Here is a 21,205-nt window from a genome sequence, read left to right on the forward strand (position 1 = left end):
GTCGGCCGTGCCCGCGGCGTTCCTCACGCGGGGACGTGCCCCTCGCGGGCGGGGTCCTCCCCGGCCGCCGGCACCAGGGCCGAGCGCAGCTCGGCGCAGAGCTCGCCCAGCGCCTGGGGAGCGCTGCGGCACAGCTTCGGGAAGGCCAGGTAGCCGTGCGGCATCCCGACGTAGGTCGTCGTCCGCACCGGGACGCCGGCCGCCTCCAGCGCCGCGGCGTAGCGCAGCCCGTCGTCGCGGATGGGGTCGTGCTCGGCGACCTGGACCAGCGCCGGTGGCAGGCCCCGGTGGTCGGGCGCCAGCAGCGGGGAGACGTAGGGGTCGCGCGGGTCCTGGCCGCCCAGGTAGTGGGCGCGGAAGGCGTCCATGTCGCGCTTGGTGAGGACGGGGGCCTCGGCGTTCTCCTCGACCGAGGGGCTGCCCCAGGTCAGGTCGGTCGCCGGGTACAGCAGCGCCTGGTGGGTGATCCGGGGGCCCGAGCGGTCGCGGGCCATGAGGGTGACGACGGCGGTGAGGTTGCCACCGGCGCTGTCGCCCATGACCGCCAGGCGCCGCGGGTCGGCACCCAGCTCGGCGGCGCGGGCGGCCAGGTCGACCAGTGCGGCGTAGCAGTCCTCCGGTGCGGCCGGCCAGCGGTGCGCGGGGGCCAGCCGGTAGTCGAGTGACACCACGACGGCGCCGACGGTCGCGGCCACGTTGCTGCACAGCCAGTCGGCCTGGTCCAGCGACCCGAGGACCCAGCCGCCGCCGTGGATGTGCACCACCAGCGGCGGCGTCCCGGCACCGCGCTCGGGCCGGTGGACCCGGACCGGGATCGGCCCGGTCGCCCCGGCGGCCGTCCCGTCGCGCAGCGAGACGCCGGGCGCCACCCCGCCGAACAGCAGGTCGGTGACGGGGTTGTGGCCGATCCTCGCCTGCTGCGCGCGGGCGATCCGGGCGTCGTCCATGCGGGCGATGGACGCCGCCCGCAGCGCCCGCCCGACCAGTCGGACGCGCAGGTCCATCCCCGCCATGCCCAGCCCCTCCCCGACGGTCGGCTCCGGGGGCGAACGTAGCGCCTGGACCGGCCGTGCGCCGGGGTGCCGACGGGCCCCGCGGGGACCGTCGTCCCCACGGGGCCCGCCCGGGCCGGCCGTGCGCGGTCAGGCCGCGCGCGGGATCCACTTCTGGTAGGAGCCCCCGTTGAAGGGCATCGTGTACACCTTCCGCTCGCCGTTGCTGTCGAGCACGAAGCCGGTGGCCAGGTTCTTCAGCACGACGGTGCCGTAGTCACTGGACCCGACCAGCCACTTCTGGAACGACCCCCCGTTGCAGCCGAGGGTGTAGACCTCCCGGTTCGTGTTGCTGTCCAGGCAGCGGCCGGTCTGGGCGTTCTGCAGCGTGACCGTGCCGTGGTCCGAGGGCGTGACGATCCACGTCTGGTAGGCGCCGCCGTTGCGCGCGATGGCGTAGACCTGGCCGCTGTGGTTGCTGTCCAGCACGAAGCCGGTGGCGAGGTCCTGCAGGGTGGTCCGGGAGGGCAGGGCGGCCGCGGACGCCGCCGCCGCGGACGGCGCGGACTCCGCCGCGGCGGGCGTGATCCCCACGAGGGCCGCGCAGCCGGCCAGGACGCCGAGCAGGGCGGCCCGGGTCAGCCAGGACGGTTTCGGCATGCGTTCTCCAGACGTCGGTGCGGGGTGGACACCGCAGAGGAGTACGGGACATGCGGCCCTGATACGGGCCGGTGCGGGAACCGTCGTCCACCCGCCAGCGCCCCGTCAGCCGCGGGCGAACGCGGTGGCGAGCCCGACGTGGACGGCGGTGCCGGCGAGGATGCTGAGCAGGACGTTGCGGCGCCACAGGTGCAGGCACCGACGACCTCCGTCCCGGACGGACGGACGGCGGCACCGCGTCCGCCTCGCCGGCCGAGGGCGCACCGGGCCAGCAGCAGCAGGGTGAAGGCGACGTACGCGGCCAGGAGCGCCTGGTCGGGGAGGACCAGCACCGCGCCCAGCGCGCAGCCCAGCGCCAGCAGCGCGGTGCGTGGGTCCGGCTGGGCCCGGTAGGCGTCGATGGCCAGCCGGCGCGCCGTCGAGGAGTTCGAGGCCGCGGTCGTCGCGTTCGACGAGGTGGTCGCCGTCCGGCGGCTGTTCGGCAAGCCGGACTACTCCGTGCACGTGGCGGTCGCCGACGCGGAGGCGTTCGAGGCGTTCCAGTTCGCCGAGCTGATCGGCCTGCCGGCCGTGTCCCGCGCGGGCTCCCACCAGACCATGAAGCGCCTCCAGGCTGAGCCTCGTCGAGCGCCGCGGCGGCGGCCGGGGTGCCGCGGCGCCGGCCCCCGGACGCGCGAGAGCCCCGCGAGGACCGTCGTCCTCACGGGGCTCCCGTACAGGGGTGGAGGTGGCGGGAATCGAACCCGCGTCCTCCGACGCATACCCAGGGCTTCTCCGAGCGCAGTCCGCTCCGTCTCTGCTCGACCCCACCGATCTCACGGACAAGACGGTGTGACGGGCCCAGTCGCTGTGAGGTGTCCCGTGCGCGCCCGCGACCGGCACGCACGGTGAGTCATCTAGCTGATGCCAGGATCCGGGCCGATGACGAACCCGGGCTGACAGACCCGCCTACGCTGCCGTCAGGCAGCGAGGGCGAAGTCGCGCTGACTGGAGTCGGCGCTTGATTGGTTTGCAACGCGTGGTTAACGAGCTCATCGTTGCCTTCCTCGGCTCGCTTCCCCTGGCCACACGACCGAAGTCGAGACCATTCACCCCCTGTGTAGTTGTGCAGTCAGGGTAACGGCACCGGCAAGCCGGGTGTTCCCCGCCTCGCGCCCTGCCCTTGTCCCACTCGTCGATCACGGGCTCCTCGCCGCGGGGCACGCCGCAGCGCCGTCCCGGGGCCCGCCCTGCGCCCGCGGAGTCTCAGATCCAGTCGCGGCGCTTGAAGACCGCGTACAGCGTGACGCTGACCCCGACCATGAGCACCAGTGCGAACGGGTACCCCAGCGACCAGCCCAGCTCGGGCATGTCGTCGAAGTTCATGCCGTAGACGGTGCCCACCAGGGTCGGCGCGAACAGGATGGCGGCCCACGCGGAGATCTTCTTGACCTCCTCGCCCTGCGCGATCGAGGCCTCGGTGAGCTCGCGGATCTCCTCGTTCTGCCGCTGCGCCACCAGCGTCGCGTTGACCGTGAGGATGTCGCGCAACTGCTGGCGGAAGCCCTCCACCCGCTCGTTGACCTGGACGACGTGGTCCTCGACGTCCCTCAGGTAGCTGCGCAGGTCCTCGTCGACGCCGTACTTGTCGAAGCCGGCGGTGATCGCGGCGAGGATGCCGGTCAGCGGCTGGGCGGCCCGCTGGAACTCCAGCACCTCCTGGGACAGCTCGTAGATGCGCCGAGAGACGCCGGGGTCGCCGCCGAAGACCTCGGTCTCGATCTCGTCGATGTCGTTGGCCAGGCCCGCGACCACCGGCGAGTACCCGTCGACGACGGCGTCCAGGATGGCGTAGAGCACCGCCTCGCTGCCCCGCTCCAGCAGCGCCGGCTCGCTCTCCAGCCGGCGGCGGACCCGCGAGAGGTCCGGCGACTCGCTGTGCCGGACGGTGATCGCGAAGTTCCGGCCGAGGAACAGGTGCAGCTCGCCGAACTCCACCTCCTCGGCCGCGTCCAGGTACCGGGCGGCCTTGAGGACGACGAACAGCGTGTCCCCGTACCGCTCGAACTTCGGGCGCTGGTGGGCCTTGATCGCGTCCTCGACCGCCAGGTCGGGCAGGTCGTACTGCTCGGCCAGCTCGCCGAGCTCGCCCGGCTCCGGCCGGTAGAGGCCCAGCCACACCAGGCGCTCGGGGTCCTCGGCCAGCCACTCGTGGCTCTCGGCGACCGTGGCCGGCGTGGCCACCCGGCGGCCGGAGGAGTAGACGGCGTTGTCGACGATCAGCGACTGCCGCTGCCGCTGGGCGGGGGCAGCGGTCGGGGGTGGCGGCGCGAGGGTCAGCTGGGGCCGCGGACGGCGGCCGAGGGACAGGGCGGTGAGGGACGCACGGCGGCGGTCGACCACGACGGACTCCCAGGGGGCGCTGGAGCGGGGGACACGCAGGGGTCCGCAGCCGCGCGAGCGCGTCAGGCGGTGCCGACCCCGGTGCCGGTACTGGGGGGTTCGCTGCGCATGCGCTCGCACTCCCTCCCGTCCGTCGCCCGGCCTCAGGTCAGCGGGCCGTCGTCCATGGTGACATGCCGAGGTGCAACGGACGCCGACGGTCGGGTGAACATCACCCGCCGCCGGGACCGGCCCGCCCAGGCGTCGCCATGTCCGGCCAGAGCCACTCGTCGGCGCCCGGATCGTCGAGCAGCCACTCCTGCACGACCCTGATGAGCATCTGCAGCGGCGGGGAGAACTGGTCCTCGTGGCGGTCCTCGAACCGCTCCAGCGCCGCGATCAGACCGTCCGCGCCACCGTCGAAGCAGATCTCGTGGAACCTCTCCGTGTACTCGTCGCCGCCCGGCTCCACGTCACCGATCCGGCAGACCGCGTAGAACTGCGGCTTCCCGCCGAGGTAGGTGGCCCGCGAGTAGCCCACCACCTTCGTCGCCTCCAGGCCCGGCACCTGGTGGGCGGGCAGCGCCATCTCCTCCCGCAGCTCGCGGAGCAGCCCGGTCTTGACCAGGTCCTGGAGGGTCCCCGACGGGGTCAGGTCGGTGAGGTCGAAGGACCCCGACGCCGAGCCGACCCACTCGCCGCCGTACATGAGGGCCTTCGTCTTCTGCTTCTGCAGGTAGGTGACGCCGTTGCCCACGGCGAGCAGGTCACCACCGAGGTGGTTCGAGCAGTTGCTGTGCACCAGTCGCGGCAGCTTCCCCTCGTCCCGGATCGCCTGCTCCACCATCTCGAAGTCGAGGTGGACGTCGTTGACGTCGACGTCCCGCCACGCCTCGTAGGCCAGCCGGTTGGTCGCCATGAAGGCGGCGTAGTCGGTGACCTGGAGGCGAACCGACGGGGAGTCCTCCAGGAGGTCGGTGGCGAGCCGGTACTTCCGCTCGTTCAGCCTCAACCTCTGCAGCTGCAGGTCCCGGAACTGCCCGGCCCGGCCCTTCGGGTACCACTCGCCGTCGACCTCCACCGCGATGGGGTCCTCGCTCGCGAGGCGCCGGTTGAGCTCCGGCGAGTAGACGGCGTGGGTCCGGCCCACGCCCAGCGATCGCCAGGAGGAGTAGGGGCCGGAGTATCCCCACACCCGACGGGTCACCCGCTCGGGCCTCGGGCCCGCGTGCTGCTTCTTCCACTGCCTCATGCTGCGCCCGAGGAAGAACACGCCCAGGACCGTGGAGAGGACCACCCAGCTCGCCGAGACGGGCGTCCAGTCCCCGGCGGTCTCGGCGAGGCCCCAGACGGCCGACGCGAACCCGGCGGCGGTGAGCAGCCAGTCCAGGAACGTCAGCTTGTTCGCCCGGATGATGCGGGCCGGCCGCGAGTCCTTCACGTGTCCCCCCGAGAACGCACGCCGGTACCCGCCATCGAGACCGTGCTGGGCGGCACTACCCGGGAACGCCGGGCTGCACCCACCGGAGCCGGGCGACTCGGACCTCCTGCCGCTGCGGCGCCGGCCTCACCCGCCGACGGAGCCGAGGACGAGGTCGATCATCACCGGCAGCAGGACGACGATCAGCAGCGCACCGAGGACGTCGAAGGAGAACCCCGACCGGATCATCTTGGTGATCGGCACGACGCCGGAGCCGTAGACGATGGCGTTCTGCGGCGTCGACACCGGCAGCATGAAGCCGAACGACGCCGCGAACGTGGCCGCCAGCGCGGGCACGAACGGGTTGATCCCGGCAGCCACCGCCACCGGGATGATGATCGGGACGACGACCGCCGCCGACGCGGTGTTGCTGGTCGTCTCGGAGATGATGATCGCCAGGATCACCGCGAAGATCGTGATCGCGAACGTGTTCGTGAGCCCCAGCGTGTTGGCCGAGCCCTCGCCGATGGTCTCGGCCAGGCCGGTGTCGGCCAGCAGCGAGCCGAAGATGATCCCGGTGCCGAACAGCAGGATCGTGCCCCAGTCGATCTTCGCCGCGTCCGACCAGTTGAGGGTGAACTCCCGGGCCTTCCAGTCGGTGGGCAGCAGGAACAGCAGCGAGGCGCCCAGGACGGCGACGATGCCCTCGTCCAGCCGGTCGCCCAGTGCGGTGTACAGGTCGGAGTCGGTGCCGGCGGTCAGCGCGACGACGCCGGGGAAGATCCACAGCGAGACGGTGATGCCGAAGGCCACGAGCGTGTTCTTCTCCGCCCGGGAGAACGGCCCGAGCTGCGACCGCTCGTGCTGCACGTACTCGTGGACGCCCTCGATGCGCCTGATCTCCGGCTTGTTCAGCAGCAGGAGGACCAGCGCGAGCGCGACGAACATCAGCGCGCAGATCGGCAGTGCCATCAGCACCCAGTCCAGGAAGCCGATCCGCTCCCCCGTCGCCTCCTCGATCAGCCCCCGGCCGATCAGGTTGGGCGGGGTCCCGACGGGGGTGAGCAACCCACCCACGCTGGCGCCGTAGGCGAGCATGAGCATGATCGCCACGCCCACCCGCAACCGCAGCGGGTCGAAGTCCGGCGCCACCAGCCCCTTGTCCTGGAGCAGCTTGGCGATGACCGAGAGGATGCCGAGGGCCGTCGGCAGCAGCATGGCGACGGTCGCGGTGTTGGACACGAATGCCGACAGCAGGGCGGTGATCGCACCGAACGCGATGATGACCCGGACGGTCGAGGTGCCGACCCACTTCAGCGACAGCACGAACATCGCGAAGCGACGGGCCAGCCCGTGCTTGAGCATCGCGGCGGCCAGGATGAAGGCGCCGATGAAGGTGAAGACCGTCGTCGACCCGAACGGCGCCAGCGCCTCGTCGGCCGACACCACGCCGAGGATGGCGATCGCCGCGATGCCGATGAGGCCGCCGATCGGGATCGGTACCGGCTCGGTGATCCACAGGACGATCACGCCGAGCAGGACGGCGGCCAGCAGGTGCTGGTCCCGCGGGAGGCCGATCGGCAGCAGCGCGAAGACGATGGTCACGATCGGGGCGAGGAACAGGCCGACGGTGCGTCGTCCCTTCTCGAACCGCTCCTCGGCCGGGCTGAGGGTCTGCTCCCCCAGGCTGCGATAGGTGGCGCTGCCGCGGAACGCGGCGTCCACGTCGGTCCGACGTCCGGACCCGGGCCTGTTCTCGGTGGCCGTCATGGCGCCCTCCCCTGGACTGTGATCCAGACCATAGGGAGACGACGGCTATCCGGCGACCTCTCCGTCCGGCGGCGGCACCTCCAGCGCCACGAGGAAGCGCGACACCATCGCGTACCCGGCGACCAGCGCGACGAGTTCCACGACCCCGCGGTCGTCCAGGTGCGCCCGGACGGCGGCGAACACCTCGTCGGGGACGGCCACCGCGCGGGTGGAGGCGTCGGTGAACGCGAGGACGGCGGCCTGCACCGGCGTCCAGACCGGCTCGGCGGCGGCGTCGGGCTGCCGCAGCGCGCGCAGCTGCGGGTCGGTCAGCCCGGCGCGGCGGCCGATGGGTTCGTGGGCGGCCCACTCGAAGGCGGCGTCGTTGAGCACCGCGACCCGCAGCACCACCAGCTCCCGCAGGTCGGCCGGCAGCGTCGTCCCCCCGCGCAGCGCGCCGAGCAGGGCGTTCCAGCCCTCCGCGACCGGGGGACTGTGCAGCAGCAACCGGTCCAGCGTGGACAGGCGCCCGCCGCGGCGGGCACGGAGCACGTCGGCGGACGGCCCGGTCCCGGCCGCCTCGGGCAGGCGCGGGGCGCCGGTCACCGGGCGGCGAAGGTGCCGGAGGGGTAGGCGCCGTTCGCGACGAGCCGCCCCGACAGCAGGCGGCCCAGCTCCACGACCCGCGCGGTCCGCTGCGCACCCAGGTGCTGCCAGGGGGCGGCCGACAGCTCGTCGGTCTCCGCCTCGATCGTGGCCCGCAGCTCCCGGCCGGCGTCGGTGAGCGCCCCGTCGGCCAGCAGGCCGCGCGCGGTCAGCGCGGCGACGGCGGCGGCCCACTCGTCGTCGCTCCAGCCCCGGGTGGCCTTGGCCGCGGCCTCGGTGAAGCCGCGCCCGGTGACGGTGTGGGTCACCAGCGCCTCGATGCCGGTCAGCCCGTGCCGCAGCAACGCGGCGACGTGCCCGTCGCCGCGGTGCTCGCGCAGCAGGGTGGCGCCGTGCCACAGCGCGAGGAGCGGCTGGTCCGGCCACGGCAGGTCCGCGTGCCCCGCGTAGAGGGGCCGGCCCTCCGGGGTGAGCACGGTGCAGGCCTCGTGGACCAGGCCCACGAGTTCGGCGACCTCCGGCGCGGCCGCGCCCTCCGGACCCCCGAGCAGCCGGGTCAGCGAGGCGCCGGCCGCGGCCAGACGCGCACCGAGGACCTGCTCCGGCGTCGCCAGCGTCCAGGCCCGAGGCAGGTGACGGGCCACGACCGCGGGCGCGAAGTTGTAGAAGGTCGCCGTGACCAGGCCGGGGCCCACCGCGCCCATCGGCGCCGCCCGGCCGGCGAAGTAGCACATCCGTCCGGGCCGCAGCCCCGCCGCGGACAGGTGCTCGTCGTGCTCCGGCGCGAAGTACAGGTGGTTGTGCAGCGGCTCGACGGCGCGGTGCGCGCGGGCGACGTCGGCGGGGTGATCGGTGCTGACCATGCGGCGCACACTAGGAGGACCCCGCCCTCCTCGCCGCTCGCACGCTCGCGGGTGGACCCTGCAGACGGGCCGGACCTCAGCCGCCGTCCCGGGCCACACCGCGCAGCCACCGGCGCTGCCACGGCGTCTCCACCGCGCGCGGGTGGTACTCCGCCCGCACCCACCGGACGGCGTCCGCGGCCGGGAGCCCGTCGAGGACGGCGAGCGCGGCCAGCGCCGTGCCGGTGCGGCCCACCCCGCCGCGGCAGCCGACCTCCACCCGCTGGCCCGCTCGCGCCCGCCGGAGCGCCTCGTGCAGCGCCGCGAGCACGTCGGCGCGGTCGAGCGGCACCCAGAAGTCCGGCCAGCGCACCCGGCGGGCGGGCCACGACGGCAGCGGTCCCGCGCCGAGCACCACCGCGAAGTCCACCGGGAACGCCGGCGCGCCGAGCCGCCGTCCGCGGACGCGCGCACCGGAGGGCAGGGTCACCACGCCGTCGGTCATCGGACCGGCGGCAGGGAGTGGGCCCAGGCGGTGCGGGTGCGGACCTCCGTGAAGCCCATCCGCCGGTACAGCGCCGGGGCTCCGGTGGAGTTCTGGCTGTCCACCTGCAGCCCGGCGGTCGCGCAGCCGCGCTCCGCGGCCAGCCGGAGCGCGGTGGCGATCGCCGCCGCGGCGACCCCGCGGCCGCGGGCCGGGCGCAGGACGCCGATCTGCCCGAGGTGCGCCTGCCGGGATCCGGTGGCGCGGGTGTCGGCCTCGTAGACGTAGGCCAGCACGTACCCCACGACGGCGCCCTCGGCCAGGGCGAGGACCGACACGTCGGGGCGGAACGCCCGCTGCCCGGTGTACCGGCTGCGCCAGGCGGCCCGGTCGCGCTCGGCCGAGCCGAAGTGCTCGCTGAAGGCCGCGTTGTGCGCGCGCCGGACCTCATCGTCCCGGTCCCACGAGAAGGGCACCAGGTCGACCCCGGGCACCGCCACCACCTCGGGCAGGCCGGTCAGCGGACGCGCCATGTCCCGGTACCAGCGCTCCGGGGTGAACGCGGCGCGCCGGAGCAGGTCCTCCAGCGAGGTCATCGGCGCGTGGACCGACACCAGCAGCCGTCCCTCCACCCCGGGGTGGTCGCGGCGGTGCAGCGCGGTACCGCGGCCGACCTGCCAGTCCAGGAGGAACCGACCGATGCCACGGCCACGGTGGTCCGGGTGCACCCGGCCCTCCAGCCAGATGCGGAAGCCGTCGCGGACACCGCCGGTGGGGATCACGGTCGCCCAGCCGGCGAGGCCGCCGTCCGGGCCGCACACCGCCAGGCCGTCCGACTGCAGGTCGACCCCGTCCCCGTCCCACCACTCCGTCAGGTCGTCGGCGTCCTCGTGCTCACCGGTCCGGTCCAGGGGCTCCGCGGCGGCCAGGAGCGCGGCCGCCGCGTCGGCGTCGTCCGGGCCCAGCGGCCGGGCGGTGTACCCGTGGGGCAGGTGCGGCACGGGACGCAGCGTAGGGACGGGGCGGCCCCTGGGCGAGCGGGTCCCGGCGCGGGGTTGCGGTCGCGGGACGCCCGCCGCCAGCATCGCAGGACGCCGCCGAGAGGAGGGCCCGTGCCCCGTTTCCTCGTCATCGCCTCGTACTCGCCGCAGGGCGCCCGGGCGGTCATGGCCGGGGGTGGGACGGCCCGGCGCAGCGTCCTCGAGCACGCCGTCCTCGACCTGCAGGGACGGCTGGAGACCTTCGACTTCGCCCTCGGCGAGGAGGACGTCTACGCGATCGTCGACCTGCCCGACGCAGCCGCCGCGGCGGCGTTGTCGCTGACCATCAGCGGCGGCGGGGTCGCCCGGGTGCGCACCGTCGTCCTGCTGGCGCCGGAGGAGATGGACCGGGCCGCCCAGCTGCACCCGCACTACTCCCCGGGGCCGGGCTGACCGGTCAGGGCAGGTAGAGGCAGAACGGGTGGCCGGCGGGGTCCAGGCACACCCGGACGTCGTCCTGCGGCTGGAACCCCGCCAGCGTCGCCCCGGCCGCGACCGCCGCCTCCACCGCGGCGTCGAGGTCGTCGACGGCGATGTCGAGGTGCACCTGCATCTGCGGGTCGCCCGGGCCGGCGGGCCACACCGGCGGCACGTGGTCCTCCTCCCGCTGGAAGGACAGCCCCGTGCCGCCGTCCGCGGGGCGCAGCGTCGCCCACTCGGGGTCGTCGTCGCGCAGGGGCCAGCCGAGCAGCCGCTGGTAGAAGCGCGCCAGGCCCTGCGGGTCCGGCGTGCCCAGCACGGCGGCGGTCAGCGAGAAGCCGGGCATCAGCCGTCCACCCCGAACAGGCGGGCACCGTTGCCCCACAGCACGGCGCGCAGCCACTCCTCCCCCAGCCCCAGCCGGTGCAGCGCCTGGAGCTGGTGGGCGTAGGGGTACGGGATCGACGGGAAGTCGCTGCCCAGCAGCACCTTGTCCCGCAGCGCGGCCAGCCGGGGCCGGTCGGCCGGGTCGAAGGGCATGAGCCGCTCGGTGAAGTCGGTGGCGAACATCGTGGTGTCCAGGTGCACCCGCTCGTACCGCTCGGCGAGGTCGAGGAACTCCCGGTACTCGGGCATGCCCAGGTGGGCGATGACCAGCTGCAGCCGCGGGTGGCGCTCGAGCAGCCCGGTCATCGGCTCGGGGCCGGTGTGCTCGCCGGCCAGCGGTCCGGACCCGCAGTGGATGACCACCGGGGTGCCGGTCTCCTCCAGCCGCGCCCACACCGGGTCCAGCAGGGGGTGCCGCGGGTCGAAGGCGCCGACCTGGACGTGCACCTTGAACACCCGCACCCCGCGGTCGAGCGCCTCGGCGACGTAGTGCGGCGCCTCCGGCTCCGGGTGGAACGTCGCCGAGCGCAGCACCTGCGGGTGGGCGTCGGCGAACGCGTGCGACCAGTCGTTGAGCCAGGCGGCCATGCCGGCCTTGTGCGGGTACGGCAGCGTCGGGAACGCGCGGACGCCGAGCCGCTCGAGCAGTGCCAGCCGCTCGTCGGCGGGCAGCGGGTACCGGATGGGCCAGGCCGCGCCGTAGTGGGTCTCGGCGGCCTCGAAGTACTGCCACACCTTGGCCTGCACCCGCTCGGGCAGGAAGTGCACGTGCACGTCGACGAGCCCGGGCAGGCCGAGCTCCCGCCAGTAGCGCGGGACGTCGGCGTCGTCGACGGGCGGCCGGGTCATCGCAGCGTGACGACGACCTTGCCCCGCACGTGCCCCTGGGCGACCAGCGCCTGCGCGTCGGCCACCTGCTCCAGCGGGAACGCCTTGGCGATCGGCACCCGCAGCTGGCCGGCCTCGACCATCCGGCCCAGCTCCTCGAGGTCGTGGGTGTCGGGTCGGACGAAGACGTAGCGCCCGCCCATGTCGTTGACCGCGGGGTCGACGACGGAGGCGACCCGGGCGACGTCGCGCACCTGCTTGGGCGCGTCGGCCAGCGTGTCGCCGCCGACGAGGTCGAGGACGGCGTCGACCGGCTCGGACAGCTGGGCGCTGACCGGCCCCGCCGAGTAGTCGAGCACCTCGGCCACCCCGGCGTCACGCAGGAAGCCGTGGTTGCGCGGGGAGGCGGTGCCGATGACGTGCGCGCCGAGGGCGACCGCGATCTGGACGGCGTTGAAGCCGACCCCGCCGGCGGCGCGGTGCACGAGCACCCGGTCGCCCTCGCCGACGCCGAGGACCTCGGTCAGCGCCTGGTAGGCGGTCAGCCCGGCCAGCGGCAGCGCCCCCGCCTCGGCGAAGGACAGCGACGCCGGCTTGGCCGCCAGGCAGCGCTGCGGGGCCGGCACCAGCTCGGCCATGGCGCCCCACTGGACGTCGTCGCGCCGGACGTAGCCGAACACCTCGTCACCGGCGCGGAAGTCCACGACCGCGGGGCCGGCCGCCTCGACCACCCCGGAGACCTCCCAGCCCGGGACGATCGGGAAGTGGTGCGGGTAGGCGCCCGCCAGGTACCCCTGCCGGATCGCCATGTCGACCGGGTTCACCCCGGCCGCGTGCACCCGGACCAGCACGGTGTCGGGGCCGACCGGCGGGTCGGGCAGGTCGTCGCGGACGGCGAGCACCTCGACGCCCCCGAACCGGTCGTAGGCCGCTCCCCTCACCGGCGCCCCTTCACGTACCGACCGAAGGCCTTCTGGATCTCGCGGCGGGAGTCGCGCTCGGCCATGTCCTGCCGCTTGTCGTAGGACTTCTTGCCCTTGGCCAGCGCGAGGGTCGCCTTGACCTTGCCGTCCTTGAAGTACAGGTCGAGCGGCACGAGGGTCAGGCCGCCCTCCTTGGTCTTGCCGATCAGCTTGTCGATCTCGGCGCGGTGCATGAGCACCTTGCGCTTGCGGCGCGGCGCGTGGTTGGTCCACGTGCCCTGCGTGTACTCGGGGATGTGCACGTGCTGCAGCCAGACCTCGCCGTCGTCCACCGTGGCGAAGCCGTCGACGAGGGAGGCACGGCCGGCACGCAGGCTCTTCACCTCGGTGCCGGTGAGCACCAGGCCCACCTCGTAGGTGTCGAGGATCGAGTAGTCGTGCCGCGCCTTCTTGTTCTGGGCGATGAGCTTGCGCCCCTGTTCACGCGGCATGTCCCCAGGTTAGGCGACGGCTCGGACGCGGGCCTCGACGTTCTCCGGGAGCGCCGCTCCGCGGGACGGCGTCCGCCCCCGGGCCGCCGTCCAGGTCAGCATCAGCGCCGAGGTGACGCCCCAGCCCGCCGTGCAGGCCAACCACAGCGGGGCGACGGCGACCTCCACCGCCCGGTCCACCGCGTTCACCGGCACTCCCCGCACCGGAACGGACCGGCCCCCAGCCGGCGCAACCGCTCTACCACCGTGTTCTCCGCTCGTCCGACCGTCCGGCCTCCACGCTGAGGCGCACTCTCCTTACCCGGCGGGGAGGAGGGGGAACCGCGCGTGTCCGGGACGGACGACCGCGCGAGGACTCCCGGCGCGGACGGCGGCATCGCCGGTCCCGCACGACTCCCGGGCGCGGGGCGTGCGGGACCGGCGATCCCGACGGGAGGTGCGCGGACTACAGCCGCACGTAGAGGCGCAGCGTCACGTAGGCGGCGACCGCGGCCAGGCCGACACCGGCGCCGGCGATGATCGGGCTGATGAAGGCGATCGCGCCCCAGTCCACCGGCGGGATGATGCCCGCCTTGATCGGGCCGGCCAGCGTCTTGTCGACGAACAGCACCTTGGTCAGCACCAGCCCGCCCACGGCGAGCAGCGCCCCGATCAGCCCGGCCAGCGCGGCCTCGAGGATGAACGGCAGCTGCGTGTACCAGCGGGAGGCGCCGACCAGCCGCATGATGTTGGTCTCGTTGCGCCGGTTGAACGCCGCCAGCTGGATCGTGTTGGAGATCAGCAGCAGCGCCGCCAGCGCCTGGACGACGGCCACGGCGATCGTAGCGTTGCGGGCACCGTTGAGCAGGCTGAACAACCGGTCGAGGAAGTCACCCTCGTCGCGGACCTGGTCGACGCCGTTCTGCCCGTTGGGGAACTCCGCGGCGATGACCTCGTAGCGCTCGGGGTTCACCAGCTCGACGCGGAAGCTCTCCGGCAGCGCGTCCGGCGGGGTGTTCTGCACGAGCTCCGGCTGCTGGCTGAACTGCTGCTGGAAGCGCTCGTAGGCCTCGTCCTTGGACTCGTAGATGTAGGCGGCCACCTCCGAGGAGTCCGCGAGCTGCTGCTCGATCGCCGAGCGCTGCTCGTCGGTGACGCCGTCGGCCAGGAAGATGGAGACCTGCACCTTGTCGTAGTAGATCTCCTTCATGTCGGAGATCATCCCGGCGATCAGCAGGCCGGTGCCCATGAGACCGAGCGAGATGGCCGTGGTCAGGATCATCGCGACCGTCATGGTGAGGTTGCGACGCAGCCCGGTGGCCACCTCGGAGAGCACGAAGTTGACGCGCATGGATTCCCTGTCTGGAGTTCAGCTGGCGGAGGTCAGCGACCCGGCGGTGAGCGCCGGGGGTCAGCGACCGACGCCGTACACACCGCGCGACTGGTCGCGGGCGATGACGCCCCCGTTGAGCTCGATGACGCGGCGGCGCATGGAGTCGACGATGTGGTAGTCGTGCGTCGCCATGATCACGGTGGTGCCGGTGCGGTTGATCCGCTCCAGCAGCAGCATGATCCCCTCGCTGGTCTCGGGGTCGAGGTTCCCGGTGGGCTCGTCGGCGAGGAGCACCAGCGGCCGGTTGACGAACGCGCGGGCGATCGCCACCCGCTGCTGCTCACCACCGGAGAGCTCGCCCGGCAGCCGGTTGGCCTTGCCCTCGAGGCCGACCATCTCCAGCACCTCGGGGACGACGCGCTTGATGGTGCGCTGCGGCTTGTTGATGACCTCCAGCGCGAAGGCCACGTTCTGGGCCACGGTCCGGTTGCGCAGCAGCCGGAAGTCCTGGAAGACGCAACCCATGGTGCGGCGCAGCTTGGGCACCTGCCACTTGCTCATGGTGTTGAGCGTCTTGCCGTTGACCACGACGGTGCCCGAGGTCGGGTCGTCCTCCTTCAGCAGCAGCCGCAGGAACGTCGACTTGCCCGATCCGGAGGAACCGATGAGGAAGACGAACTCGCCCTTGTCGATCTCCGTCGACACGTCATCGAGGGCCGGCCGGGAGCTGGCCGGGTAGAGCTTGGTGACGTGTTGCAGTTGGATCACGAGGCGCCACGGTACCTTCCCCGAGGCGCATCATGGTCGGTTCGCCACGGAACGCCCCGGTACAGGATCCGCGCAGCGTGACGGTTCCCCGGAGGCCCCGGGTCACCGCTCACCCAGCGTGGCGCAATCCGCGCCGCGACGTGGGACCGGTGTGACGAAGGGGACGCCCGGGGCAGGGCGTGACGGGCCTCAGCCGGCGGCGACGGTCTCCTGCTGACGGCGCCAGCGGATGCCGGCCTCGATGAAGCCGTCGATGTCGCCGTCCAGCACGGCGGCGGTGTTGCCGGTCTCCTGCTCGGTGCGGAGGTCCTTGACCATCTGGTACGGGTGCAGGACGTAGGAGCGCATCTGGTTGCCCCAGCTGCTGCCCTCCCCGCGCAGCGCGTCCATCTCCGCCCGCTGCTCCTCCTGGCGCTTGGCCAGCAGCCGCGCCTGGAGCACGCGCATCGCGGCGGCCCGGTTCTGGATCTGGCTCTTCTCGTTCTGGCACGAGACGACGATGCCGGTCGGGAGGTGGGTGATCCGGACGGCGGAGTCGGTGGTGTTGACGCTCTGCCCGCCCGGCCCGGAGGAGCGGAAGACGTCGATGCGGATCTCGTTCTCGGGGATCTCGACGTGGTCGGTCTGCTCGACGACGGGGAGCACCTCGACGCCGGCGAAGGAGGTCTGCCGGCGTCCCTGGTTGTCGAACGGGGAGATGCGCACCAGCCGGTGCGTGCCCTGCTCCACCGACAGGGTGCCGTAGGCGTAGGGCTGCTTGACGGCGAAGGTGGCCGACTTGATGCCGGCCTCCTCCGCGTAGCTGACGTCGTAGAGCTCGACGGGGTACTTGTGCCGCTCCGCCCAGCGCAGGTACATGCGCATGAGCATCTCGGCGAAGTCCGCGGCGTCGACGCCACCGGCCTCCGAGCGGATCGTGACCAGCGCCTCGCGGGAGTCGTACTCCCCCGACAGCAGGGTGCGGACCTCGAGCTCGTCGATCGCCTTGCGCAGGCTCTCCAGCTCCCGCTCGGCCTCGGCGGTGGTGGCCTCGTCCCCCTCCTCGGCGGCCATCTCGTGCAGGAGGCCGACGTCGTCGAGCCGGCTGCGCAGCTCCTCCACCCGCCGCAGGTCCCCCTGCAGGTAGGACAGCCGGGAGGTGAGCGCCTGCGCGGCCTCGACGTCGTTCCAGAGGTCGGGGGCGGCGGCCTGCTGCTCGAGCTCGGCGACCTCTCGGCGGAGGCGGTCGACGTCGAGGACAGCCTCGATCGACTTCAGGGTCGTGTCGAGTTCGTCCAGGACGACGGAGAAGTCAGCGGCCACGTCGACCCAGGGTAGTGCGCTCCGGCGCGGGGTAGGTGGCACGGCATGGACGAGCCTCGTCGCCCCCGGTCGCGGGAGGAGTACGAGCGGGGCCTCCCCGACCACCACGACCCCACGGCCGGCATCGGTGGCGCGGCACCCGCGCAGTCGGCCCTCACCCTGCGGCTGGCCCTGGCCGCCTTCGGCCTCGTCGTCTGCGTCGGCGGCGGCGTCCTGTGGCTGGCCGCCGGCCTGCCGGTGTGGGCCGCCGTCGTGCTGTTCGCGCTGGCCGCGGTCGCGCTGGTGGACCTGGTCGTGGTGGCCCGCCGCAAGCGCCGGGGGGAGCCGGGCTGAGGGGCCTCCCTGCCCCCGCCGTGAAGCGCCGAGCGGCCGCTCCGGGTCAGCGGCCGCCGGCGGTCAGCGGCCGGGCGGCCCGGGCGGCCGCCCAGCCCAGCACCTCGTCGGGCGGCATCGGCCGGGCGATGTGGAAGCCCTGCGCGAGGTGGCAGCCCAGCTCGACGGCCATCTCCAGCTGCTCGGCGGTCTCCACCCCCTCGGCCAGGGAGCGCGCGCCGCAGGCCCGCGCGAGGGCCACCACCGCGGCGACGGCGGCGGCCGCCTTGCTCCGGCGTCCCTCGGGGAAGGCGACCAGGCTGCGGTCGATCTTGAGGATGCCGGCCGGCATGGTCACCAGCTGCGCCAGGGAGGAGAACCCGCTGCCGAAGTCGTCGATGGAGACCTCGACGCCGAAGCGGCGCAGCTCGGCGAACTGGGCGGCGGCGCGCTCGGCGTCCTGGGCCACCGACGTCTCGGTCAGCTCCACGACCAGCCGCTCGGGCGGCAGCCCGGTCGCGGCGAGCGCGTCGCGGACGTCACGGACCAGGGTGCCGGTGGCGAACTGGCTGGCGCTGATGTTGACGCTGGTGATCAGCCGCAGCCCGGCCCGCTCCCAGGCCACCGCCTGGCCGGCGGCCTCGCGCAGCACCCACCGCGCCAGCGGCGTCATGAGGTCGTGCTGCGCGGCGACGGGGAGGAACTCCGCCGGCTGGAGCAGCCCGCGCTTCGGGTGCTGCCAGCGGACCAGCGCCTCCACGCCGCTGCAGCGCAGGCTGGGCAGCCGCACGACCGGCTGGTAGTGCAGCACCAGCTGCTCGTCGAGGATCGCCTCGCGCAGCTCACCCGCGACGGTGGCCCGCCGCTGGGCGGCGGTGCGCAGGTCGGCGGTGAACAGCCGGACCCGGTTGCGGCCGGCCGCCTTGGCCGCGTACATCGCGAGGTCGGCGTCCCGGACGAGGTCGGTGGACCGGACGTGGGGCGCCTGCGGGTCCGCGGCGGTGGCGATGCCGATGCTCACCCCGAGGCGCACCATGCGCCCCCCGAGGTCGAAGGGCCGGTCGACGCTGCTGCGGCAGCGGTCGGCCAGCGTCTCGGCGCCCCCGGTGTCGCAGTCGCGGCACAGGACGACGAACTCGTCCCCGCCGAGCCGGCCGACGGTGTCGCCGGCGCGGGTCGAGCCGGTCAGCCGCCGGGCGATCTGGCGCAGCAGGTCGTCGCCGGCCTCGTGGCCGAGGGAGTCGTTGACGTCCTTGAAGCCGTCGATGTCGAGGAAGAGGACCGAGACGGGACCCCGGTCGGGGCGCTGCAGCTCGGCGTCGATGAGCTCGTGCAGGTGGGCCCGGTTGGGCAGGTCGGTGAGGGTGTCGTGGCGGGCCCGCCAGTCCGACGCCCGCTCGGCCGCCACCCGGGAGGTCACGTCGGTGTGGGTGACCACCACCTGACCGGCCTGGTCGACCCGGGAGGCCTGCAGGTGGAACCAGCGGGTGCCGCCGGGGTGCTCGAGGGCGTAGTCGGCCTGCACCGAGTCGCACTCGCCACGGGACAGCGCCCGCAGCCGGTCGACCAGCGACAGGGTGCCGGAGCGCCCGCTGAGCCGGCGGGCCATGGCGAAGTAGTCGCCGTCCACACCGACGCGCATGCGGTCGTCGCCGAGGACGTCGGCGGCGTTCTCCCACGCGGTGTTGGCCAGCAGCACGGTGCCCTCGGCGTCGATGAGCAGCGTCGGCGAGGGCAGCGCGTCGAGCACCGCCTCGACGGCGACCGCCGAGCTGGTGGGCCCCTGGACCCGGCGGCGGACGTCGAGGGGCAGTTCCGGCGGCCCCGGCCGTCGTGCCACGTGCTCTCCTGCGGGGTGCGGGCCACCTCTCGCGGTGGCCGGGTGGTCCTGTGCGTCGCGCGGGCCGGCGTCCCCCATCCGCCGCTCGCGTCGTCGTCCGGAGATCAGTGCCCGGGCTCCCTCGTCTCGTCGACCACCCACCGGAGGTACGCGGGGTTGCCGCCGACCAGCGGCAGGGCGATCACGCAAGGTACGTCGTAGGGGTGCAGCTGCGCCGTGCGGGCCACGACCGCCGGCACCAGCGACCGGCGGGTGTGCAGCGCCACCCGCGCCTCCGGCTCGTCGTGCACCTCACCCTGCCACCGGTACACCGACCGGATCGCGGTCACCTGGTGCCCGCAGGCCGCCAGCCGTTCCTCGACCAGCGTCCGGGTGTACCCGGCCAGCCAGTCGGCATCGGCGGCGGTCACCACGACCTCGCAGCACTCCTCCACACGGCCATCCTCTCCCCCGCCGTCAGACGTGCAGCAGCCGCCGCGCGGGGTAGGGCCCTGCCATGAGCGACGAGATGAGCATCCGGCTCGACAGCGAGGAGTACGTGCTGCGCCCCGACGGCGCCGCGCTGCAGGTGGGACGCCGGGTCGGCGGCGAGGTGACCTGGCTGGACGCCGTGGACACCGGCCTGCTGTCCGACGCGGCGCGCGGCGCGCTCGAGCGCGGCGACACCGACGATGCGGAGTTGCTCACGGCGCTGCGCGGGGTGGTGCAGGCGGAGGTGCAGCGGGGCGGCTGAGCGCCGTCGGTACGGCTCAGGCCGGCAGCTCCACCGGGGTGCCGATCGGCACCCAGCGGAAGAGCGCGGACAGCTCCCGCGGCGCCGCGGCCAGCTGTCGCTCGGCAGCCGCGCGGTCCTGCCGGAAGTGCGACCACCCCTCGTGGTGCACCGGGACGACGCAGCGCGGGCGCAGCACGCGGCACAGCTCGACCGCGTCGCGCGCGGTCATCGACCAGCGCAGCGGCCCGGTCACCGGGAAGCGCACCCCACCGAGGTGGAGCAGCGCGGTGCCGACGGAGAACCGCTCTCCCACGCGCCGGACGCCGTCGAACACGACGGTGTCGCCGGAGATCCACAGGACGCCGTCGGCCTGCCCGTCCCAGCGCAGCGCGAAGCCGGTGACCTCCCCGGAGACCGGCGTGGTCAGCGGTGGACCGTGCCGCGCCGGGGTCGCGGTCACCTCGATCGACGGGCGGCCGGGTGCGGCGAGCACCGTCGTCTCCCAGGGCCGCAGCCCGCGGGCGCCGCCGCCGAGCCGCCGCGCGCCGGACGCGGTGGTGACGACGACGCCGGCCGCGGGCAGCAGCGCGCGGCCGGCGTCGTCGAGGTTGTCGCCGTGGCCGTCGTGGCTGAGCAGCACGGCGTCCACCGGGAGCACGTCGCCGGCGGGGAACGCCGGACCGGTCACCTTGCGGCTGGAGGTGCCCCAGCCGAAGGCGTACCGCCGGCCCGGCGGGTCGAACGTCGGGTCGGTGAGCAACCGCCAGCCGCCGACCTCGATCAGCACCGTCGGGCCGCCGACGTGGGTGAGCCGGAGGGCAGCCGGCCCGGCGGTCACTGGCTGCCGGCGACCTCGGGCCGGCTCCCCCTGGCGTGCTCGACCGCCCAGTCCAGGGCGAGGTCGGCGATCTCCTGCCAGCCCTCCTGGGCCGGCAGCAGGTGCGCGTAGCCGGGGTACTCGCGCAGCTCGGTCACCGTGTGCGGCGACCGGTAGTGCGCGACGTTCGAGCGCTGCACGCTCGGCGGCATGATGTGGTCCTCGCCGCCGGAGATGAACAGCAGCGGGGGCCGGGCGTCGTTGGTGTAGTCCACCGCGGCGTCCTGTGGGCCCGGCATGAAGTTCGCCAGCACCGTGCTCCACAGGATCCGGCCGGACGCCGGGACCGCGTAGCGCCGGTAGAGCCGCCGCGACTCCTCCTCGCTGAACGTGTTGGTGAAGGCGTAGCGCCACTGCTCCTCGCTGAGCCCGACCGCGCGGTGCCGGTTGGCCGGGTTCCTGAACGCGACGAACGTCGACCGCAGCTGCGACAGCGGCAGCACCCGCACGCCCTCGGTGGGAGCGGAGTTGAGGACGACGCCGACGGCGCCGTACCCCCGGTCGAGCAGCAGTTGCACGAGCGTGCCACCGGCGGAGTGCCCCATGAGGATCGGCGGCCGCTCCAGCGCCCCGACCACCGACTCCAGGTGCGCCACGACCTGCGGCAGCGTGAGCTCGGCGATGGGGGTGGGGTCGGCGTTGAGCGCCTCGACCTCGACCTCGAACCCCGGGTAGGCGGGGGTGAGCACGCGGTAGCCGCGGGCCTCGTAGTACGCCTTCCACTCCTCCCAGCTGCGCGGGGTCACCCAGAAGCCGTGGACGAGGACGATGGTGTCGGGCGCGCCCGGGGCGGGCGGCTCGGCGGGTCGCGGGATGGGGACGGCGTCGGTCATCTCGGCTCCTCTCAGCCGCGCGCGAACGCGTGCAGGTCTCCGG

At 73.8% G+C, this 21,205-nt stretch carries 24 protein-coding genes, 1 other RNA gene and 1 pseudogene; 4 read left to right on the top strand and 22 right to left on the bottom strand.

Annotation, left to right across the window (positions count from 1 at the left end):
• Window positions 1-23 precede the first annotated feature (23 nt).
• Both ACI78V_RS06450 and ACI78V_RS06455 read right to left on the bottom strand, forming a co-directional pair.
• Window positions 24-1,013: an alpha/beta hydrolase gene (locus tag ACI78V_RS06450; protein ID WP_456850007.1), complete on the bottom strand. Its 990-nt coding sequence runs from the start codon at window positions 1,011-1,013 to the stop codon at window positions 24-26.
• 129 nt (window positions 1,014-1,142) lie between these two features.
• Window positions 1,143-1,652, bottom strand: a complete 510-nt coding sequence (locus ACI78V_RS06455; RefSeq protein ID WP_456850008.1) for an RICIN domain-containing protein — start codon at window positions 1,650-1,652, stop codon at window positions 1,143-1,145.
• Between the two features lie 399 nt (window positions 1,653-2,051).
• Between ACI78V_RS06455 and ACI78V_RS06460 the strand changes: the two are divergent.
• Window positions 2,052-2,243, top strand: a pseudogene (locus ACI78V_RS06460) (Lrp/AsnC ligand binding domain-containing protein); the annotation flags it as partial.
• 128 nt (window positions 2,244-2,371) lie between these two features.
• Here the strand turns inward: ACI78V_RS06460 and ssrA are convergent.
• The 8 genes from ssrA to ACI78V_RS06500 form a co-directional block, all read right to left on the bottom strand.
• Window positions 2,372-2,748: a transfer-messenger RNA gene (gene ssrA / locus ACI78V_RS06465) on the bottom strand.
• Between the two features lie 149 nt (window positions 2,749-2,897).
• Window positions 2,898-4,034, bottom strand: coding sequence for a magnesium and cobalt transport protein CorA (locus tag ACI78V_RS06470; protein WP_456850009.1), 1,137 nt, complete (start codon window positions 4,032-4,034; stop codon window positions 2,898-2,900).
• A gap of 211 nt (window positions 4,035-4,245) precedes the next feature.
• Window positions 4,246-5,454 carry a hypothetical protein gene (locus ACI78V_RS06475; protein WP_456850010.1) on the bottom strand — a complete coding sequence of 403 codons (1,209 nt, stop codon included), beginning with the start codon at window positions 5,452-5,454 and terminating at the stop codon, window positions 4,246-4,248.
• 126 nt (window positions 5,455-5,580) lie between these two features.
• On the bottom strand, window positions 5,581-7,203 hold the full coding sequence (locus ACI78V_RS06480) for an SLC13 family permease (protein ID WP_456850011.1): 1,623 nt from the start codon (window positions 7,201-7,203) through the stop codon (window positions 5,581-5,583).
• Between the two features lie 45 nt (window positions 7,204-7,248).
• A complete protein-coding gene (locus ACI78V_RS06485) occupies window positions 7,249-7,788 on the bottom strand; it encodes a carboxymuconolactone decarboxylase family protein (protein ID WP_456850012.1) in 540 nt (179 codons plus the stop codon).
• Window positions 7,785-8,651, bottom strand: coding sequence for an SCO6745 family protein (locus ACI78V_RS06490; protein WP_456850013.1), 867 nt, complete (start codon window positions 8,649-8,651; stop codon window positions 7,785-7,787). Before ACI78V_RS06490 ends, ACI78V_RS06485 begins: the two co-directional genes overlap by 4 nt.
• A gap of 76 nt (window positions 8,652-8,727) precedes the next feature.
• Window positions 8,728-9,135 (bottom strand): protein-tyrosine phosphatase family protein, encoded by a 408-nt coding sequence (locus ACI78V_RS06495; protein WP_456850014.1) that lies wholly within the window; start codon window positions 9,133-9,135, stop codon window positions 8,728-8,730.
• Complete coding sequence (locus ACI78V_RS06500) at window positions 9,132-10,115, bottom strand: GNAT family N-acetyltransferase (protein ID WP_456850015.1); 984 nt, start codon at window positions 10,113-10,115, stop codon at window positions 9,132-9,134. The genes ACI78V_RS06495 and ACI78V_RS06500 overlap by 4 nt, the downstream gene beginning before the upstream one ends.
• Window positions 10,116-10,226: 111 nt before the next feature.
• Here ACI78V_RS06500 and ACI78V_RS06505 point away from each other — a divergent pair, with 111 nt between their 5' ends.
• Window positions 10,227-10,547, top strand: a complete 321-nt coding sequence (locus ACI78V_RS06505; RefSeq protein WP_456850016.1) for a GYD domain-containing protein — start codon at window positions 10,227-10,229, stop codon at window positions 10,545-10,547.
• Window positions 10,548-10,551: 4 nt separating this feature from the next.
• On the opposite strand, the gene ACI78V_RS06510 is transcribed toward ACI78V_RS06505, so the two are convergent.
• From ACI78V_RS06510 to prfB, 8 genes are all read right to left on the bottom strand, one after another.
• Complete coding sequence (locus ACI78V_RS06510) at window positions 10,552-10,920, bottom strand: VOC family protein (protein ID WP_456850017.1); 369 nt, start codon at window positions 10,918-10,920, stop codon at window positions 10,552-10,554.
• Window positions 10,920-11,810, bottom strand: a complete 891-nt coding sequence (locus ACI78V_RS06515) for an amidohydrolase family protein (protein WP_456850018.1) — start codon at window positions 11,808-11,810, stop codon at window positions 10,920-10,922. Before ACI78V_RS06515 ends, ACI78V_RS06510 begins: the two co-directional genes overlap by 1 nt.
• Entirely contained in the window at window positions 11,807-12,730 is a 924-nt protein-coding gene (locus ACI78V_RS06520) for an NADP-dependent oxidoreductase (protein WP_456850019.1), read from the bottom strand. Before ACI78V_RS06520 ends, ACI78V_RS06515 begins: the two co-directional genes overlap by 4 nt.
• A complete protein-coding gene (smpB, locus tag ACI78V_RS06525; RefSeq protein ID WP_456850020.1) occupies window positions 12,727-13,203 on the bottom strand; it encodes an SsrA-binding protein SmpB in 477 nt (158 codons plus the stop codon). The genes ACI78V_RS06520 and smpB overlap by 4 nt, the downstream gene beginning before the upstream one ends.
• Window positions 13,204-13,212: 9 nt before the next feature.
• Window positions 13,213-13,392, bottom strand: coding sequence for a hypothetical protein (locus ACI78V_RS06530; RefSeq protein WP_456850021.1), 180 nt, complete (start codon window positions 13,390-13,392; stop codon window positions 13,213-13,215).
• Between the two features lie 256 nt (window positions 13,393-13,648).
• Window positions 13,649-14,533, bottom strand: coding sequence for a permease-like cell division protein FtsX (gene ftsX, locus ACI78V_RS06535; protein ID WP_456850022.1), 885 nt, complete (start codon window positions 14,531-14,533; stop codon window positions 13,649-13,651).
• A 60-nt stretch (window positions 14,534-14,593) separates the two neighbouring features.
• Window positions 14,594-15,283 (bottom strand): cell division ATP-binding protein FtsE, encoded by a 690-nt coding sequence (ftsE, locus tag ACI78V_RS06540; RefSeq protein WP_456850023.1) that lies wholly within the window; start codon window positions 15,281-15,283, stop codon window positions 14,594-14,596.
• A gap of 189 nt (window positions 15,284-15,472) precedes the next feature.
• A complete protein-coding gene (prfB, locus tag ACI78V_RS06545; RefSeq protein ID WP_456850024.1) occupies window positions 15,473-16,585 on the bottom strand; it encodes a peptide chain release factor 2 in 1,113 nt (370 codons plus the stop codon).
• Window positions 16,586-16,630: 45 nt separating this feature from the next.
• On the opposite strand from prfB, the gene ACI78V_RS06550 reads away from it, so the two are divergent.
• Entirely contained in the window at window positions 16,631-16,918 is a 288-nt protein-coding gene (locus tag ACI78V_RS06550) for a DUF6343 family protein (protein WP_456850025.1), read from the top strand.
• A 46-nt stretch (window positions 16,919-16,964) separates the two neighbouring features.
• Here the strand turns inward: ACI78V_RS06550 and ACI78V_RS06555 are convergent, their stop codons facing one another.
• Window positions 16,965-18,737 carry a putative bifunctional diguanylate cyclase/phosphodiesterase gene (locus ACI78V_RS06555; RefSeq protein ID WP_456850026.1) on the bottom strand — a complete coding sequence of 591 codons (1,773 nt, stop codon included), beginning with the start codon at window positions 18,735-18,737 and terminating at the stop codon, window positions 16,965-16,967.
• A 104-nt stretch (window positions 18,738-18,841) separates the two neighbouring features.
• On the bottom strand, window positions 18,842-19,171 hold the full coding sequence (cutA, locus tag ACI78V_RS06560; RefSeq protein ID WP_456850027.1) for a divalent-cation tolerance protein CutA: 330 nt from the start codon (window positions 19,169-19,171) through the stop codon (window positions 18,842-18,844).
• A 62-nt stretch (window positions 19,172-19,233) separates the two neighbouring features.
• Here cutA and ACI78V_RS06565 point away from each other — a divergent pair, with 62 nt between their 5' ends.
• Window positions 19,234-19,470 (top strand): hypothetical protein, encoded by a 237-nt coding sequence (locus tag ACI78V_RS06565; RefSeq protein ID WP_456850028.1) that lies wholly within the window; start codon window positions 19,234-19,236, stop codon window positions 19,468-19,470.
• A 16-nt stretch (window positions 19,471-19,486) separates the two neighbouring features.
• Here ACI78V_RS06565 and ACI78V_RS06570 read toward each other — a convergent pair whose 3' ends face one another.
• Complete coding sequence (locus ACI78V_RS06570) at window positions 19,487-20,290, bottom strand: MBL fold metallo-hydrolase (RefSeq protein ID WP_456850029.1); 804 nt, start codon at window positions 20,288-20,290, stop codon at window positions 19,487-19,489.
• On the bottom strand, window positions 20,287-21,162 hold the full coding sequence (locus ACI78V_RS06575) for an alpha/beta hydrolase (protein WP_456850030.1): 876 nt from the start codon (window positions 21,160-21,162) through the stop codon (window positions 20,287-20,289). The genes ACI78V_RS06570 and ACI78V_RS06575 overlap by 4 nt, the downstream gene beginning before the upstream one ends.
• Window positions 21,163-21,205: the final 43 nt, after the last annotated feature.

The organism is Geodermatophilus sp. SYSU D00742, from assembly GCF_054049935.1.